At 64.2% G+C, this 17,229-nt stretch carries 16 protein-coding genes; 5 read left to right on the top strand and 11 right to left on the bottom strand.

What is annotated here, in order from left to right; genetic code table 11:
• Window positions 1-19: 19 nt before the first annotated feature.
• The gene (locus tag ACNJX9_RS11035; protein WP_439408762.1) at window positions 20-1,189 is read right to left on the bottom strand and encodes a L,D-transpeptidase family protein; all 1,170 of its coding nucleotides are present in this window, start codon (window positions 1,187-1,189) and stop codon (window positions 20-22) included.
• A 220-nt stretch (window positions 1,190-1,409) separates the two neighbouring features.
• Here ACNJX9_RS11035 and ACNJX9_RS11030 point away from each other — a divergent pair, with 220 nt between their 5' ends.
• Complete coding sequence (locus tag ACNJX9_RS11030) at window positions 1,410-2,525, top strand: hypothetical protein (RefSeq protein ID WP_439408761.1); 1,116 nt, start codon at window positions 1,410-1,412, stop codon at window positions 2,523-2,525.
• A gap of 3 nt (window positions 2,526-2,528) precedes the next feature.
• On the opposite strand, the gene sseA is transcribed toward ACNJX9_RS11030, so the two are convergent.
• The 3 genes from sseA to ACNJX9_RS11015 form a co-directional block, all read right to left on the bottom strand.
• A complete protein-coding gene (sseA, locus tag ACNJX9_RS11025) occupies window positions 2,529-3,380 on the bottom strand; it encodes a 3-mercaptopyruvate sulfurtransferase (protein ID WP_439408760.1) in 852 nt (283 codons plus the stop codon).
• A 124-nt stretch (window positions 3,381-3,504) separates the two neighbouring features.
• Complete coding sequence (locus tag ACNJX9_RS11020; RefSeq protein WP_057754161.1) at window positions 3,505-3,915, bottom strand: rhodanese-like domain-containing protein; 411 nt, start codon at window positions 3,913-3,915, stop codon at window positions 3,505-3,507.
• Window positions 3,916-4,048: 133 nt separating this feature from the next.
• Entirely contained in the window at window positions 4,049-5,224 is a 1,176-nt protein-coding gene (locus ACNJX9_RS11015; RefSeq protein WP_057754158.1) for a vWA domain-containing protein, read from the bottom strand.
• A gap of 123 nt (window positions 5,225-5,347) precedes the next feature.
• Here ACNJX9_RS11015 and ACNJX9_RS11010 point away from each other — a divergent pair, with 123 nt between their 5' ends.
• Window positions 5,348-5,593, top strand: coding sequence for a GlsB/YeaQ/YmgE family stress response membrane protein (locus ACNJX9_RS11010; RefSeq protein ID WP_057754156.1), 246 nt, complete (start codon window positions 5,348-5,350; stop codon window positions 5,591-5,593).
• A 107-nt stretch (window positions 5,594-5,700) separates the two neighbouring features.
• Window positions 5,701-6,543: an AAA family ATPase gene (locus tag ACNJX9_RS11005; RefSeq protein WP_018641030.1), complete on the top strand. Its 843-nt coding sequence runs from the start codon at window positions 5,701-5,703 to the stop codon at window positions 6,541-6,543.
• Window positions 6,544-7,642: 1,099 nt separating this feature from the next.
• Here ACNJX9_RS11005 and ACNJX9_RS11000 read toward each other — a convergent pair.
• From ACNJX9_RS11000 to ACNJX9_RS10980, 5 genes are all read right to left on the bottom strand, one after another.
• Complete coding sequence (locus ACNJX9_RS11000) at window positions 7,643-9,298, bottom strand: GMC family oxidoreductase (protein WP_439408759.1); 1,656 nt, start codon at window positions 9,296-9,298, stop codon at window positions 7,643-7,645.
• Window positions 9,299-9,315: 17 nt separating this feature from the next.
• Window positions 9,316-9,909, bottom strand: coding sequence for a GNAT family N-acetyltransferase (locus ACNJX9_RS10995; protein WP_439408758.1), 594 nt, complete (start codon window positions 9,907-9,909; stop codon window positions 9,316-9,318).
• Between the two features lie 118 nt (window positions 9,910-10,027).
• Complete coding sequence (locus ACNJX9_RS10990; RefSeq protein ID WP_057743146.1) at window positions 10,028-10,954, bottom strand: SMP-30/gluconolactonase/LRE family protein; 927 nt, start codon at window positions 10,952-10,954, stop codon at window positions 10,028-10,030.
• A gap of 148 nt (window positions 10,955-11,102) precedes the next feature.
• Window positions 11,103-11,936 carry a GyrI-like domain-containing protein gene (locus ACNJX9_RS10985; protein WP_439408757.1) on the bottom strand — a complete coding sequence of 278 codons (834 nt, stop codon included), beginning with the start codon at window positions 11,934-11,936 and terminating at the stop codon, window positions 11,103-11,105.
• Window positions 11,937-12,134: 198 nt separating this feature from the next.
• The gene (locus ACNJX9_RS10980) at window positions 12,135-12,482 is read right to left on the bottom strand and encodes a hypothetical protein (protein ID WP_057743142.1); all 348 of its coding nucleotides are present in this window, start codon (window positions 12,480-12,482) and stop codon (window positions 12,135-12,137) included.
• Window positions 12,483-12,674: 192 nt separating this feature from the next.
• Between ACNJX9_RS10980 and ACNJX9_RS10975 the strand changes: the two genes are divergently transcribed.
• Entirely contained in the window at window positions 12,675-12,899 is a 225-nt protein-coding gene (locus ACNJX9_RS10975) for a hypothetical protein (RefSeq protein WP_220005815.1), read from the top strand.
• Between the two features lie 279 nt (window positions 12,900-13,178).
• Here the strand turns inward: ACNJX9_RS10975 and ACNJX9_RS10970 are convergent, their stop codons facing one another.
• The gene (locus tag ACNJX9_RS10970) at window positions 13,179-13,835 is read right to left on the bottom strand and encodes a glutathione S-transferase family protein (RefSeq protein WP_057743140.1); all 657 of its coding nucleotides are present in this window, start codon (window positions 13,833-13,835) and stop codon (window positions 13,179-13,181) included.
• Window positions 13,836-13,958: 123 nt separating this feature from the next.
• Here ACNJX9_RS10970 and ACNJX9_RS10965 point away from each other — a divergent pair, with 123 nt between their 5' ends.
• Complete coding sequence (locus tag ACNJX9_RS10965; RefSeq protein ID WP_083513980.1) at window positions 13,959-15,182, top strand: polyhydroxyalkanoate depolymerase; 1,224 nt, start codon at window positions 13,959-13,961, stop codon at window positions 15,180-15,182.
• 29 nt (window positions 15,183-15,211) lie between these two features.
• On the opposite strand, the gene ACNJX9_RS10960 is transcribed toward ACNJX9_RS10965, so the two are convergent.
• Window positions 15,212-17,116: a diguanylate cyclase domain-containing protein gene (locus ACNJX9_RS10960; RefSeq protein ID WP_057743138.1), complete on the bottom strand. Its 1,905-nt coding sequence runs from the start codon at window positions 17,114-17,116 to the stop codon at window positions 15,212-15,214.
• Window positions 17,117-17,229 lie beyond the last annotated feature (113 nt).

Below are 17,229 nucleotides of genomic sequence, written 5' to 3'. Positions count from 1 at the left end.
TCTGAATTCGTGAAGCGCTCTAGCGCACGGTGACCGGGGCGGGCAGCGGCGGCACGACGGTCGGCTGCGTGCCCGGCACGGGGCCTGCCTGGGCGGCCATTGGAGCCGGACCGGGTGCAGGCGCGGCCGATGCGGTCGTCGTACCAGCCGGCGGATTGCCAGGCATCACCACGACGCGGGTGCCGACCTTGGCACGGTCAAACAGGTCCGAGACGTCTTCGTTCAGCATGCCGATACAGCCTGACGAGACGAACTTGCCGATCGTCGAGGGCTGGTTGGTGCCGTGGATGCGGTACACGGTCGAGCCGAGATACATCGCGCGGGCACCCAGCGGATTGCCTTCGCCACCGGCCATGAAGCGCGGCAGATAGGGCTGGCGCTCGATCATTTCCGCCGGCGGGTGCCAATCCGGCCACTCGGCCTTGCGGGTGATCTTCTGCACGCCGGTCCAGGTGAAACCGTCGCGGCCGACGCGGACGCCGTAGCGAATCGCACGGCCATTGCCGAGGACGTAATAGAGGTAGGTGTTCGGGGTATCGACCACGATGGTGCCGGCCGGCTCCTTGGTCTGGAACGCGACTTCCTGGCGGCGCAGGTTCGGCGGCAGTTGCACGGGGGCAGCGTCGGGCTGCTCTTCGGGCGGCAGCGCGGCGACCGACGTCGGCCGGCCATCGGCGCCCTGCTGTGGGACCGCGCCGGTCGCGGCGGGGCCACCGATAGCTTCGGGCGGACGCATGCCATCGCTGGCTGGCGCCTGCCCCGGACGGTCGGCATAGATCACCGCGGGCGGAGCGGCAGGGCGGCCATAACGGGGATCGTCGGGCGACATGACCGGCCCCTGCGGCGGTGCGGCGGAATAGACCGGCGGAGCGCCAGCCGGGCGGCCATAACGCGGGTCATCCGGCGACATCACCGGGCCCTGCGGCGGAGCCGCGGAATAGACCGGCGGGCCGGCGGGACGAGCGTAGCGCGGATCCTCAGCCGGCCCGGGCGGCGGCAGCGAGGCCTGCGGCATTGCGTCGTCGTCGTCCAGCGCGTCGAAATTCGGGGTGCGGTCACCGGGCCGATACTCGGCCGGAGCGCCATAGCTCGGCGCCTGCTGAACCGGATAGCTCTGGGCCTGTGCAAGCGAAGTTCCCGCCGCAGCGACTGTTGCGGCAGCGCATATCGTCAGAAAATGTTTGATCATCATCGCTCTTGTAAGTCCCCGGGCCCCGTCCGAGCCGATGACGGCCAGATGACCGAAGATAGCGGCACATTCAAGACATAACAGGCTGATTTGTGCCCGATTTAGCGATTTGTGATGCAATCGCACACAGTTGCCCCGTTGCATCACGGGGTGAAAATCGCACCCCGCCGTAGATTGCCGGAGTGATCAGCCCCGATTTTTACGGAACGGGACGAAGGCGTTGCGATATGGTCGAATCAGCCTGATTCGCCACCGATTTGAGCTCGAATCCCCGCGTGGCGAAGGCGGCAACCAGTACCGTCACCGCGTTCAGATGGCTCATGGGCCCTGGCCACACGCCGCCGGGGCGGAAATTCGCAACCCGTCAATGCTTCCCGGCTTTCGCTTCCTGCTTGCCGCGATCCTGCTGTCTACCTCCATCCTGGTGTTCGGCCTGGGCGCTGCCGCGCTCGTGCGCGCGAGCCACGAGCAGTATGTCAGCAACCCCTCCTGGCGGAACGGCCCGCAGGAGCAGATGTTCGCGCAAGCCTCCGAGCCTGCCCAGCCGGTGCTTGCGGCCCTGCGCATCGAGCCCGCCGCGCCGGTCGCCAACGATGCGGCGCCTGCGATGCCCGCGCAGGTCTCGAGCAGCCAGGTCTCGAGCAGCCAGGTCTCGAGCAGCCAGGTCTCGAGCAACCAGGTCTCGAGCTACCAGCCCTCGAGCAACCAGGTCCCGAGCATCGGACTGCCCGCGGTCGAAACGGGACCCGAGCAGATGGCTGCGGTGACGCTCGACGCCAAGGTCCAGCCTGAGCCCCAGTCTGAGCCTCAGGTCGTCGCCGTCGCGGCGGTGGCAGAGCCGGCTGCGTCCGCCACCGAAGCGCAGGCTCCTGAGCCGGCCAGGAGTGAGGCGGCAGCTTCCGCGCCCACCGACACGCTCACCCCGGCCGACACCACGGCTTCCATCGCCATGACGATTCCGGCCCCGGCCATGAGCGCCACCGACGTGCCGCGCACCGCAACGCCGGCGCTGGCCTCGCGCGTGAGCGACATCGCAGCGGCCAGAGTGGCGGCACTGAACGACCTCGCGCCGCCGGCGAAGCCCAAGGCCAACAGCGCAAAGCAAGACAGCAAGCCGCGTGCAGACAAGCCGAAGAAGCGTCACCGCATCGTACGGCGCGCGCCGCCTCAGCAGGTCAACCAGGCGCTCGATCCGTTCGGCCAGCAACGGCAGCTGCAGCAGCTACAACAACAGCAGCAGCTGCAGCAGCTACAACAGCAGCAGCTACAGCAGCGGCAGCTACAGCAGCGGCAGCAGCAGATGCTCGCCACGGCGTCCACGCGCCCGCGCCAATAAGGCTTACGCCGGTCCGGTCGCGATGGCCGGGCCGCCCTCCTGGCCCCATTCCGACCACGAGCCGTCATAGAGCGCGGTGTCGGTGATCCCAAGGCGATAGAGCGCGAGCGTCAGCACGCCGGCGGAGACACCGGAGCCGCAGCTCGTGACGATCGGCGCATCGAGCTTGACGCCGGCACCGGTGAAGGCGGCGCGCAAATCCTCGAGTGGCTTCATCACCCCGGTCGCGGCATCGAACAACTGGCTATAAGGCACATTGCGCGCGCCGGGGATGTGGCCGGAGCGGATGCCCGCGCGCGGCTCGGGAGCGCGGCCCTCGAAACGATCGGCGGCGCGGGCGTCGATCACCTGCTCGGCGCGGCTTTCGAGGTTGGCGATCAGCTGCTGCATGCTGCGCACGCGCTTCGGATCGTAACTGGCCTTGAAGCTTGCAGGCTTCGGCTTGACCTCGCCGCTCTCGACCGCACGTCCCTCGGCGCGCCACTTCTTCAGGCCGCCATTGAGGATGCGGACATTGCTGTGGCCGAAGGCCAGGAACATCCACCACGCACGGGGCGCGGCGACCCAGCCGCCGGCATCGTAGATCACCACGGTGTCGGCGTTGGAAATGCCGAGATTGCCGATGTCGCGGCCGAACTGCTCGGCGCTCGGATACATGTGGGGCAGCGGATTGGAATGATCGGACACCGCGTCGACGTCGAAGAACACAGCACCCGGCAGATGCGCGGCGAGATAATCATCCTTCGGCAGCGGCAGCACGCCCGGCAGCTTGAAGCTGGCGTCGAGCACTTTGACGTTGGAATCATTGATATGAGCGGCGAGCCATTCGGTGGAGACGAGGGGATCGGTCGGCATTGGTGTTTCCTTTGTCATTCCGGGGCGCGCGAAGCGCGAACCCGGAATCCATCGGGCCGCGGAGTTGGTGGATAAATGGATTCCGGGTTCGCGACTTCGTCGCGCCCCGGAATGACGAGAGCAATTACTTCTTCTTCGGCTCCCACGCTTCCGTCGGTCCGCCGGCATCGCGCCAGGCGGCAAAGCCGCCGGCGATGTGGGCGACAGGCTTGAGACCCATGTCTTGCGCGGTCTTGGCGGCGAGCGCGGAGCGCAGGCCGCCGGCGCAGTGAAACACGAACTTCTTGTCCTCCTGGAAGATCGGCTTGGCGTAGGGGCTCTGCGGATCGATCCAGAATTCGAGCATGCCGCGGGTGCAGGAGAATGCACCGGGAATGCGGCCCTCGCGCTCGATCTCGCGGGGATCTCTGATATCGACGATGACCACGTCGCCATTCTTGGAGATCTCGATGGCGTCCTTGGCCGAGAGCGTCTCGATCTCGGCATTGGCCTCGTCGCAAAGCTGCTTGATGCCGCGGGTGATGTTTTGGGGCATGTGGTTCTCCCTTCTTCTCTTCCGTCGTTCCGGGGCGATGCGAAGCATCGAACCCGGAACCTCGATCAGCACAGTCCATCCCGAGATTCCGGATCGGCCGCGTTGCGGCCGTCCGGAATGACGGTGGATGGTGCTAGTGCGTCAATTCCTTCATCGCATTCTCCAGACCTTCGATCGTGATCGGGTACATGCGATTGGCAAAAATGCGTTTGATGATGGTGGTGGATTCCGAATAGTCCCAGTGCTTCTGCGCGACCGGGTTGAGCCACACCGTGTGCGGATAGGTGCGGATGATGCGGTCGAGCCAGACCGAGCCGGGCTCCTCGTTGACATGCTCGACCGAGCCGCCGGGCACCATGATCTCGTAAGGGCTCATCGAGGCGTCGCCGACGAACACGACCTTGTAGTCGTGCGGATATTTGTGCAGCACGTCCCAGGTCGGGGTGCGATCGGTGAAGCGGCGCTTGTTCTGCTTCCACACGCCTTCATAGAGGCAGTTGTGGAAGTAGAAATATTCCATGTGCTTGAACTCGCTCTTCGCCGCCGAGAACAGCTCCTCGACCTGCTCGATATGCGAATCCATGGAGCCGCCGATGTCGAAGAACACCAGCAGCTTCACCGCATTGCGCCGCTCGGGGCGCATGTGCACGTCGAGATAGCCGTGATTGGCGGTCTCGCGAATGGTGGTGTCGAGATCGAGCTCGTCGGGCGCGCCGGTGCGCGCGAATTTGCGCAGGCGGCGCAGCGCCACCTTGATGTTGCGGATGCCGAGCTCGACATTGCCGTCGAGGTCCTTGAACTCGCGCTTGTCCCACACCTTCACGGCGCGGTTGTTGCGGTTCTTCTCCTGGCCGATGCGGACGCCTTCGGGATTGTAGCCATGCGCGCCGAACGGCGAGGTGCCGGCGGTGCCGATCCATTTCGAGCCGCCCTGATGGCGGCCCTTCTGCTCCTCGAGGCGCTTCTTCAAGGTCTCCATGAGCTTGTCCCAGCCCATGGCCTCGATCTGCTTCTTCTCTTCCTCGGAAAGGTATTTTTCGGCGAGCTTCTTCAGCCATTCCTCGGGAATCTCCGCCTTCTCCATGGCGTCGAGCAGGCTTTCCAGCCCCTTGAACACCGTGCCGAAGACACGGTCGAACTTGTCGAGATTGCGCTCGTCCTTCACCAGCGAGGCGCGCGAGAGGTAGTAGAAATTCTCGACCGAATAGTCGCTGAGGTCAGCGTCGAGCGCCTCCATCAGCGTGAGGTATTCGCGCAGCGTGACGGGGACCTGCGCATCGCGCAGAGACGTGAAGAATTGCAGGAACATGGGTGACAGATTGCCCGTCGGTGGACGGACGTCAAGGGGCGGAGACCGGCGTGGGACGCTGGACCGGGAGGCTTTTTGCTCTAGAATTGAGGGCCTCAACGGGTCGTTTTGGGGACTGATGCAATGGGTATTCTCGCAGCGCTCATCATTGGCGCGATCGCCGGCTGGCTGGCCGGCAAGATTGTCCACGGGGCGGGATTTGGGCTGATCGGCAACATCGTCGTCGGCATCATCGGCGCGCTCGTGGCAAGCTGGGTTCTGCCCCAGCTGCACATCGAGCTCGCGACCGGCACGGTCGGCTCCATCGTCGATGCCACGATCGGCGCGGTGATTGTGCTGGTCATCCTTTCGCTGATAAGACGGGTCTGAAAGCCTGACCGAACCAGGAACGGCCGCCGCGTGCGGCCGTTCCCATGTCGCGAGCGAGGGCCATGAAATTGGGCACTCTTCCCGCCGACGACCAACAAGGACGCGCGATGAAATTTACCGGCACCAAGGACTATGTTGCGACCGACGATCTCAAGGTCGCCGTCAATGCCTCGATCGTGCTGGAGCGGCCGCTCCTGGTGAAGGGCGAGCCCGGCACCGGCAAGACGGTGCTGGCGGAGGAAGTGGCGAAGGCGCTGAACGCGCCGCTTTTGACCTGGCACATCAAGTCCACCACCAAGGCCCAGCAGGGCCTCTACGAATACGATGCAGTGTCGCGCCTGCGCGACAGCCAGCTCGGCGACGCCCGCGTGTCCGACATCAAGAACTACATCAAGCGCGGCAAGCTGTGGGAAGCCTTCACGGCCGAGCAGCGCCCGGTGCTCCTGATCGACGAGATCGACAAGGCCGACATCGAATTCCCCAACGATTTGCTGCTCGAGCTCGATCGCATGGAATTCCATGTCTACGAGACCGGCGAGACCATCAAGGCCAAACAGCGACCGATCATGATGATCACCTCCAACAACGAGAAGGAGCTGCCGGACGCTTTTCTCCGCCGCTGCTTCTTCCATTACATCAAGTTCCCCGATGCCGACACGATGGGCCGCATCGTCGACGTCCACTTCCCCGGCATCAAGAAGCGCCTGGTCGAGGAAGCCTTGCGCATCTTCTTCGAGGTGCGCGAGGTGCCCGGTCTGAAGAAGAAGCCGTCGACCTCCGAGCTTTTGGACTGGCTCAAGCTGCTGCTCAACGAGGACATGAGCGTCGAGCAGCTTAGGGAACGCGACCCGCGCAAACTGATCCCGCCGCTGCACGGCGCGCTGCTGAAGAACGAGCAGGACGTGCACCTGTTCGAGCGACTGGCGTTCTTGAGCAGAAGGGAAGTGTGAGGCCAGCTGCGGCGCATCTCATGGTGCCGTAGGGTGAGCAAACGCGCGACGCGCCGTGCCCACCAATCGGCAACGACACGCAAGATACGTGGGCACGCTTCGCTTTGCCCACCCTACGATATCTGCGTCCGGGGCACGGGAGTGCAGTGTGACGCAGCATTGTTTCCTCCTCGTCATTGCGAGCGCAGCGAAGCAATCCAGGATCCCTCCGCGGAAAGACTCTGGATTGCTTCGCTGCGCTCGCAATGACGGAGTATGAGGCAGCATCGCCGCTCGTTCAGCTCGCACTTTGACTTGCAGACATACCTTCGCATCCTCGCGGCTGATCCCGCCCGAGCTTTGCTTCATTCCGTCACCCCCCGAGAACAGAGGGCGCAGGGAAGGCCGGGTGCCGACTGAGCACCCACGGTCCGCTGTGCGCGTGTAGCGCAATGAGAAATGCACAGCGGCATACAGGTGAAGCCGAACACACGGCCTTCCCTGCGCGATGGTCGGACGGCTTATGCCGCGCTCTCCCGGGAGCCGAATTCCTTCTGGCCTCCCTCGCCTTGCGGAAGTCACCGGCACCGCGCCGGTTGACGCTGATGCCGCATCCGCAAGACTTGACCGTAGCGACGACGGTCGGGACCACACGGTTTTGCCGTACGCGAGCGAGGCGCCGTTCGTACAACGCGGCTTGCAAGTCGCTCACGGGGTTCGGCTCAATCCATCGCCCCGCCCTGCCACCCGCATCCGCGACGACGCTGCCCACGTCCACCGCAGCCCGATCCGCGGCTCGTGACGACGTACGACCGCCCCTCTTCGCCGGATCAGGATGGGCGAAACATACGACAAATCCGAATTTCGTTAAAGCGGAATATTTTAAAGTGGGGTGGTTGACCGAGCGGTGGGATGTTTTGCCTGACGGGCAACCCAAGGGCTTGTAGGCCGGATGGAGCGAGCGCAATCCGGGACAGCTCGTAGGGTTGGGTTAGCCTTGCGATTGCGCGAAGCGCAATTCACTGGGCGTAACCCACCTCTTTCGTTTCCGCGTCGACGGGAGTGGTGGGTTACGCCAGCGGATTGCGCTTCGCGCAACCCGCTAGCTAGCTAACCCACCCTACGCTGCTGTTCCCACCGCCGTCTCCGGAATCCGCGCGGCTTCCATCGGGGCCTTGCCGCGGATCAAATCGGAGGCGCGGTCGGCGATCATCATCGTCGATGCGTTGAGGTTCGCCGAGATCATGCGGGGCATCACCGAGGCGTCGATGACGCGGAGGCCTTCGAGGCCGTGGACGCGGAGCTGGTCGTCGACGACGGCCCAGGTCGAGTCCGCCGGGCCCATGCGGCAGGTGCAGCCTGGGTGGAAAGTCGTGGTGCCCCGCTCTGTTGCCGCGTGCAAAAACTCGTCGTCGGTGACGACGTTGGGACCGGGGAAATCCTCATAGGCGTAATAGGGCGACAGCGGAGCACTCTTCAGCAAACGCCGCGCGAGCTTCATGCCGCCGACGATGACGCGGCGGTCGAGCTCGGCATCGAGATAGTTGGTCTGGATGATCGGCGGCGCGAAAGGATCATTGGAGCGGATGCGGACATAGCCGCGGCTCTCCGGGCGCTGCTGCCAGGACGCCACCGTCATGCCGGGCTCGTCCTCGAGCTGGCCCTGCACGCCTTCCTTGTAGCTTGCCGGCGTGAAGGTGAGCTGGAGGTCGGACGACTCCGCGCTCTCGCCGGAGTGCCAGAAGCAATAGACCATGGTCGGGGACAGCGAGAGCAGGCCGCGGCGTGCGGTGGCCCATTTCATCGCCTCGACCCAGAGACGCCAGCCGCGGCGGAGCTCGTTGATGGTCTTGATGTCCTTGACCCGCGCCACCGTGCGCGGGGCGTAGTGGTCCTGCAGGCCTTCGCCGACCGGCAGGGCGTGACGCACGGCGATGCCGTGCTGCTGCAACAGATCGGGCGAGCCGATGCCGGAGAGCTGCAACAGCTGCGGCGAATTATAGGTGCCGCCGGAGAGGATCACCTCCTTGTTGGCGCGCACCTCCACCGGCGTGCCGCCGCGGCCGCCCTTGCTGTAGCGTACGCCGACGGCGCGCTTGCCCTCGAAGATGATCTCGGTCGCATGCGCATGCGTGTGCACATGCACGTTGGGCCGCTTCATCGCCGGCTTCAGGAAAGCGGTCGCGCCCGAGACACGCAGGCCGTTGTTGATGGTGCGCTGGCAGTAGGAGACGCCTTCCTGGGTCCTGCCGTTGTAGTCAGGGTTGCGCGGAATGCCGAGCGAGACCGCGCCTTCCATGAAGGCCTCGCAGAGCGGATCGCGCCAGTCCATCGTGGTGACGATGAGGTTGCCGTCGCGGCCGCGATAGATGTCCTCGCCTTCGCCGATCCGCTTCTCCAGCCGGCGGAAGTAGGGCAGCACGTCGGCATAGCCCCAGCCGCGATTGCCCATCTGCGCCCAGGTGTCGAAATCCATGCGCTGGCCGCGGTTGTAGATGTGGCCGTTGATCGAGGACGAGCCGCCGAGCGTCTTGCCGCGCGGCGCGTAGATGCTGCGCCCATTGGTGTAGGGCCCGGGCTCCTGCTGATAGGCCCAGTTGATGCTCTTCATGTGGAAGGTCTTGATGAAACCCGCCGGCAGATGGATGTAGGGGTGCCAGTCGTTCGGCCCCGCTTCGAGCACGCAGACGCTGGTGTTGGGATCTTCGCTGAGCCTGGAGGTGAGGACGCAACCGGCCGAACCCGCGCCGATGATCACATAGTCAAATCTATCCATGGTGCCTCGGCCGCCCCCTAGCGCGGCTTGTCGTTGAGTTGATATTCCAGATGCGCCTTCACCGTCGGCCATTCGGCGGCGGTGATGCTGTACACGACGGTGTCGCGCAGCGTGCCGTTGGGCGCGACCTGGTGGCTGCGCAAAATGCCGTCCTGCCTGGCGCCGAGACGCTCGATGGCGCGGCGGCTCTGGTGGTTGAAGAAATGGGTGCGGAATTCCACCGCGATGCAGTTCAGCGCCTCGAAGGCGTGGGTGAGCAGCAGCAGCTTGCACTGCGTGTTGAGCGGGCCGCGCTGCACGCTCTTGCCGTACCAGGTCGAGCCGATCTCGACGCGGCGGTTGTTGGCGTCGATGTTCATGTAGGTGGTCATGCCGACGATGTTGCCGCCGGCGTCGAACACCGTGAATGGCAGCATCGAGCCAGCGGCCTGAAGGCCGAGGCGGCGGTCGATCTCCTTGCCCAGGTTCTCGGGCAGCGGGATCGCGGTGTACCAGAGCTTTGACAGCTCGCCGTCCTTCACGGCCTCGGTCAGCCCCGCAAGGTGCTCTTTCGACAGCGGCTCGAGACGGGCGTGCTGTCCACGCAGGGTGATGGGATCAGGCCAGGGCATTCGATCGTCCTCATGGTTGTCATTCCGGGGCGGCTCGAAGAGCCGAGCCCGGAATCTCGAGATCCCGGGTTCGGCTCTCCGAGCCGCCCCGGGATGACGATGGCGTACTACGCCATCGTCACTTATTCAAAAAGTTCAACGGCAAACCGCTGCGCGGCCAGTCCATGGCGATCAGCTCGCCCTTGCCTGACAGCGTGATGTAGGCGGTCTTCAGCTCGGGGCCGCCGAAGGCGATGTTGGTGGTGACGCGGTCGCCGGTCGGGACCTGCTCGACCAGGGTGCCGTCGGGCGCGATCACCGAGATGCAGCCGGAGACGAGCGTGGCGACGCAGACATTGCCGTTCGCTTCCACCGCAAGCGAGTCGAACATCTGGTAGCCGCCAAGGCCGCAGATCGGCTTGCCCCGCTCGCCGCGATAGATCGCCTCGCGCGGCTTCAGCACGCCGGGCGCGGAGAGCTCATAGGCCCAGAGCCGGGCCGTCGGCGTCTCCGCGATGTAGACGGTGTTCTCGTCCGGCGACAGGCCAATGCCGTTGGCCGGCAGCACGCCGTGCACGATTTCGACGATCTCGGTCATGCCGGGCTTGAGATAGTACATGCCGCCGACATCCATCTCGCGGGGACGGCGCTTGCCGAGATCGGAGAACCAGAGGCCGCCATGCTTGTCGAAGACGAGATCGTTCGGCCCGCGCAGATCGTGCGCGCCGCATTTGGTCACGACGGTCTCGACCTTGCCCGTTTGCAGATCGACGCGCTGGATCGACCCGCCGAGATAATCCTCCGGCTGCGGGCCCGGCATGATCATCTTGCCGGTCGGAATCCAGGAGAAGCCGCCATTGTTGCAGATGTAGATTTTTCCGTCCGGGCCAAGTGCGGCGCCGTTCGGCCCGCCCGGCACCTTCGCGACGATCTCCTTGCGGCCATCAGGATAGACCCGGGTCAGGCGCTGGCCACGGATTTCCACCAGGACGACCGAACCATCCGGCATCACCACGGGGCCTTCCGGAAATTCGAGGTCGGTGGCGAGAACGCGGATGTCAGACATGGCAGTGGACATTGGCGGGACCCTCCGGGCTGCTTGTTATGGCTTGCTCGGGATGTCCGGCACGGGCCCCGCTGGCAAGTTTTGCCAGCGGTTATGACAAAACAGGTCTCCCTTGCCAAGCAAGCGGGCGCAATGCTGCGTTGCAGCCTTATCCTTTGATGGGCACCCAGATCTCGAAGCCGCCATTGCCGCTGACCGGATCGAAGTTCTCGTCGTAGCGCTCGAAATTGGGGGCGTCGGCGGCCTTGTAGCTGGAAGCCGGCAGCCATTGATTCCAGATCGCGTTGACGGTGCGGCGGATCGAGGCGACGTGGTCGCTGTGGGTGAACACCGCGTAGCGCTGCTCGGGGATACGGATGCGACTGAGCCCGCGTGGCAGGTCGGAGAAGTCGGCGACCTCGACACCGGCGATGTAATCGAAATTGCCGGAATCATCGCCGTTGCAGCAGACGCCGTAAGCCACATTGCCGATGCGCCCGGGAATGTCGGCGACCTGCTGGTGGAAGCGGGCCCACATCCCGGGGATGATGGCGCCGTTGTCACAGGTGATGCGCTCGGCGAGGCCGGCGACGAGGAAGGCCTTGGCGGTTTCGAAACGCGGGGCCTTGAGAGTGTCCGAGATCGTGGAGTCCATGAGGATCGGCTCCTGAAGCTTGAGCTGGCTTGTGCACGTCGCCGCTCTGACCGCTTCGGGCGCGGTGCCGAACTGGTCGCGGAACGCGCGGGTGAACGCTTCGTGCGAGCCGTAATCCGCCTCCAGGGCGACGCTGAGAATGTCCGGCGCGCCGTTGGCGAGACGACGCGCCGCCTCGCTCAGCCGCCGCGCCCGCACGTAGCGCATCACCGGGAAGCCGGTGGCTGCGGCAAACGCACGCACCATGTGGAACCGCGACACGTCTCCGATCGCAGCGATCTCATCGAGCGTCATCGGCTCGGCCAGATGGCTTTCGATGTACCAGAGCGCGCGCTGGGCTGGGTTCATGGCTCAAGGCTCTCGTTCGAAGCGGGGTGATGATGCGCCCTCACCGCGCGCCTCGCTTGATCGAGATTGCGGTCGGACCGCTAGCGCGGAACTCGTAGGGTGGGCAAAGGCGCTCTTGCGCCGTGCCCACGATCCCTTGCTTCATTGCCCGCGGCCGTGGGCACGCTTCGCTTTGCCCACCCTACGGCACTACGGCACCTACTTCGCATCCTTCGGCGGCGGCGCATCCTGTTTCTTCTTCAGATCCTCCGCCTGCTTCGCCTGCGCGGCCTGGAGATCGCCGATGGTTTTCTGCAAACCGGCCAGCGTCACCTTCAGCGTATCGATCTGCCTCATGGCGGCATCCAGTTTCTGCTGGTGATCGAGATTGAGCTTGGTGATGGTCTTCTGGAGGAAATCGACATTGCTCTGCAGGCAGCTGGTACGCCGCTCCATGGTCTTCTCGACCGTGCATATCTCGATGCCGGGAACGTCCTGCGCCGCGACCTCTGTATGCGCGACGAGCGGTAACATGGCGAAACAAACAGCGGCGATCCGGCGCGGCATTCAGGTTCCTCATCATCGATCACGGCAATGTGCGCCGATTGCGCAGAGCCGCGTGAGGCTACCACACTGGCACCGCATTCTCGCGTTGAGCTTGGCACGTTCCCTCGGATGATCCTTTGGATGGGAGCAGGAAACCGCGCGCGGAAGAGGTGGGCGCTCTTTCCGCGGCTTTGATTAGGGGAGATTTTTGGAATGGCAACGCGTGATAGACGTCTGGCGGAATTCGATGGCGCCGGCGAACCGCCACCCGGTCTGCCGGTCGAAGTGCTGTGTGAGGACCACAGTGGAACGTATCAACTGCCGTTCGCCTGCCGCTATGTCGAGGGCCGCTGGCAGAACCACGTGGCCGGCGTCCCGGTGGAAGCCACCGTCATCGGCTGGCGCGTGCCGCGCGTGAAGCATTCCGGCGCGGCTTGACGGCGCGTCTGTCTCAAAATGCAACGGGGCCGCGCTCCACCTTAACGAACGGAACGCGGCCCGAACGAATCACGTCCGAATCAGCCTGATGGCTCCGTACGCGGCTGTTCACGGCTAGATGTCGACAAAGTACGGCCGGCACGCACAATATCTGCCCAGCGCGCGAGCTGGCCGCCGCCGCAGACCCTCCGCAAAAGTTAATCATCGCAAGGACATAGAGGCAGGCGCGGACGCTGGCCGCGTCCGCTCCGGAAACAGGCAAGGCGCTGCGCGGCCTGCCTAATATTCGACCTCGAGTTCCTCGATCTCGGCCGGCTCGTCCTTGGCCGCCGCGATCCACTCCCTCATCTCGGGCATGCCCATGATGGTGTCGGCATAGGTCTTCAGAAGCGGCTCGAGCTTGACGTCATAGGTGACGAAGCGCGTCACCACGGGCGCGTACATCGCATCCGCCATGGTGCGCTTCTCGCCGAACAGGAACGGGCCGCCTGATTTCGCCAGGCAGTCGCGCCAGATGAACCAGACGCGGTCGATGTCGGCCTGCGCGCGCGACCAGATCTTGAAGCCGGGGAAGTGCCCCTTCAGGTTCACCGGCAGCGAGGCGCGCAGCGTGGTGAAACCGGAATGGATTTCGCCGCAGATGGAGCGGCAATGCGCACGCTGAACGCGATCATCAGGCAGCAGCCCGGCTGACGGCATCACCTCGTTGAGATATTCGGCGATCGCGAGCGTATCCCAGACCGTCGCGCCCTCGTGCCGCAGGCAGGGCACCAGGATCGAGGACGACAGCAACAGGATTTCAGCACGCGCCGATGCGTCATCAGGCGCGGTGATGATCTCCTCGAAATCGAGCCCGGAAAATTTCGTCAGCAGCCAGCCACGCAGCGACCAGGATGAATAGTTCTTGCTGCTGATGGTCAGTGTCGCCTTCACCATAGGGCCCTTCCCTCACGTTTCCGACCCAACGCGCAGCAAGCGACGTGCCAATTCCAGGAGGGCGGCGACGTCTCGTCTGGCTTCGATATTGCATGGAAGCGGCGGATAAGTGGGCGCTTCAGTATGATGTCGATGTATTATCAGGCTTTTCAGAACCAGATGGATTTGACGGCACCGTTGCGGGCGGGAGCCTCCTCGGCGCTGAAATTCCTCAATCTGGTACCGCAGGGGATGTCGGACCAGGCCGTCGGCCGGCTCTCGGCGGCGCTGGAGCTGATCTCGCGCTCCACCCTCACCTATGACCGTCCGGCCTACGGCATCGACAGCGTGACGGTCGGCAATCGCGAGGTCGGCGTGACCGAGGAGATCGCTTACGCCACGCCATTCGGCTCGCTGCTGCATTTCAAAAAAGACGGCGCGAGCGAGCAGCCGCGTATGCTGCTGGTGGCGCCGATGTCCGGCCATTTCGCCACGCTGCTGCGCGGCACCGTGAAGACGCTGCTGCAGGACCACGATGTCTACATCACCGACTGGCACAATCCGCGCGACATTCCGCGCAGCGAGGGCCGCTTCGGGCTCGACGATTACACCGAGCACCTGATCGACTTCCTGGGACAGCTCGGCCCGCGCCCACATATGGTGGCGATCTGCCAGCCGTCAGTCTCGGCGCTCGCGGCCGCCGCCATCATGTGCGAGGGCAACCATCCCTCGCGCCCCGCAACGCTGACGCTGATGGCGGGCCCGATCGACACGCGGATCCAGCCGACCAAGGTCAACGAGTTCGCCAAGAGCAAGCCGATCGAATGGTTCGAGCGCAACCTGATCAACTTCGTGCCGGTGCAATGCCGCGGCGCATTCCGGAAAGTCTATCCGGGCTTCGTGCAGCTCACCGCCTTCGTGTCGATGAATCTCGAGCGGCACATCAAGCAGCACATGGATCTCGCCAACCACATCGCCAAGGGCGAGAAGGAGAAGGCGGCAACCATCAAGACCTTCTACGACGAATATTTCGCGGTGATGGATCTGCCGGCCGAGTTCTACATCGAGACCGTGCGCGACGTGTTTCAGGAACATCTCTTGCCGCTGGGCAAGCTGATGCATCGTGGCCGCCCCGTCGACACCAGGGCCGTCAGCCGCATGGGGCTGATGACGGTGGAAGGCGAGAAGGACGATATCTGCTCGATCGGCCAGACGCTCGCCGCCCAGGACCTCTGCACCGGCGTGCGCGCCTATCGCCGCGTCCACCACATGCAGGCCGGCGTCGGCCATTACGGCGTGTTCTCCGGCAAGCGCTGGAACAACGAGATCTATCCGCTGCTGCGGGACTTCGTGCACGTGAATTCGTGAGGCGCGCGGCGGCGCACTACAGTTGCTCTTCAAGCCCGTATCGAGCCGGGCCAAGCGATGACTTGTCCTGACATCACAAGGCGGTTGCGTCCGCTCTCTTTGGCGGCGTAGAGCGCCTTATCCGCAGCCGCTATCAACGACGTGCAATCCGCCTTGTCGTCGAACGACATATGTGTGGCGCCACCAATACTGAGGGTGACCTGCTTGGATGGCGCGTTGAGCGCGTGCAGGATGCCGAGGTCCTGAATCGCCTGCCGGATTCGCTCGCCGACCTGCTCGCACCCTCCCATGTCGGTATTTGGTAGCAGCAAGGCGAATTCCTCACCACCATACCGAGCGGCCAAGTCTGCCGGCCGCCTGGCCAGCTCCGCCAGGACCCCGGCGATCGAGCGAAGACATGCATCGCCCGCCTGATGCCCATACAGATCATTGAAACTCTTGAAATGATCGGCGTCGATCAGCAACAGTGACAGAGGCCTTCCTTCGCGCCTGGCCCGGTCCCATTCCGACTCTAGCCGCTCGTCGAAGTGTCTGCGGTTTGCCAAGGCCGTCAGGCCATCCGAGCTGGCGAGAGCCGCCAGCCTATCTTCCAGGTCTTTACGTTCGGTCATGTCGCGCGAGATCGCCACCACGCCGTTAATGTCCCCGCTCTGCGCATCCCTGGCGATGCGCAGCGCGGTTTCGATCCAGACCTCGCCTTTCTCGCGATGCCGAGTGCGATAAGTGATTCTAGCCTCCTCGGCTTCGCCGTTCATCAACGCGGAGATCGTCTCCCCAACCCGCGCCAGATCCGCCGGATTTATGCCGGCGAGGGCCGACGTATCCACCAATTCGTTCGGAGCCCAGCCGAGAACTCGCGCGCTGGACGGCGATGCGTAGAGGATCCGTCCATCAACCGCTATGCGCATGACCATGTCTCCCGACTGCTCCGCGAGCAGACGAAAATCCGCCTCCTTGGCGATCAGAGCAGCGGCCATCTTCTGCCGCAGGTGCAACTGGCGCACCAGCAAAAGGCCCGCAACAGCGAGCCCTCCTGTCAGTCCCAGCACCGCAGCCATGCGCGTCAGCGCCGCTCTGCGCCAGGGGGCCAAGACGTCGTCTTCCGATTCCGTCGCAACCACGAGAACAGGGTAGCGACTGCTGAGTTGATAAAAGCTTAGACGCCGAACGCCGTCGAGAGGCGATGTGAAGTAGTAGACGTCCGCAGCCGGCCGCTCGTGGATAATCTTGAGGAGCGGAGCACTCGACAGATCGCGGCCCGTATATCCGTTGTCCGGGCTACGCGCGAGGATAATGCCGTTTGCGGTCGCCAGTGCAATTGAACCGTTCTGGCCAACGTCGAATCCGCGATAGAATTGTAGGAAATAGTCGACATCGATCGTGGTCAGAGACACTCCGGCGAAACTGCCGTCAGGATGATTGAAGCGCCTTGACGCTGTGATGATCCATTGCCCGCCCGACCTGTTCCTCACCGGAGGCCCAATGAAGGTTCCCCGCTCAGCCACGGCGCGATGATGCTGGAAATACTCGCGGTCGCTGTCGTTGAGTCCGGCGAGATCCACGGGCTCGCTGGTTGCGAGCCTGCGCCCGGCCTCGTCATAGATGAACACAGCGCGGATCCGGTTCGCGGCTTTGCGCCGGGAAAGAAAAGTCTGAATCCTGGCGATCGCCGCCGGGCTGGTTCCCTCGAGTTCGAGTTGGCCGACCAACACATTGAGAACGGTGTCCGCAAGTTCGAACGTATCGTCCGCGTGTTGCGTCACCGACCGGGCAAGATTGGCCATGTCTGTTTCGGAGGCCTTCAGCAGCGTCTGTCGCGAGGACCACTCGCGCCAGCCGCTGAGCGCGACAATCGCCAGGCAAGCGGCCGCCACGAATGCGGAGGCCCAGAGCGTCGGACGCCCTTTACGAAGATCGCCGCGGTGATCGATCAAGAGAGGCTCCCTGCACCCTCAACCCCGTAAACGCCTTGGGCCAAGGGATGGTTGCTCGTTCCGGTTGAGATTTTTGGCAGAGCACCGGAAGGAGACTGACGCCATCGACGGGC

Origin of the sequence: Bradyrhizobium sp. BLXBL-03 (assembly GCF_051853015.1) — a bacterium.
Classification (GTDB): Bacteria; Pseudomonadota; Alphaproteobacteria; order Rhizobiales; family Xanthobacteraceae; genus Bradyrhizobium; species Bradyrhizobium manausense.
The sequence above is the reverse complement of the archived record's forward strand: the minus strand, read 5'-3'. Positions and strand labels throughout refer to the sequence as shown.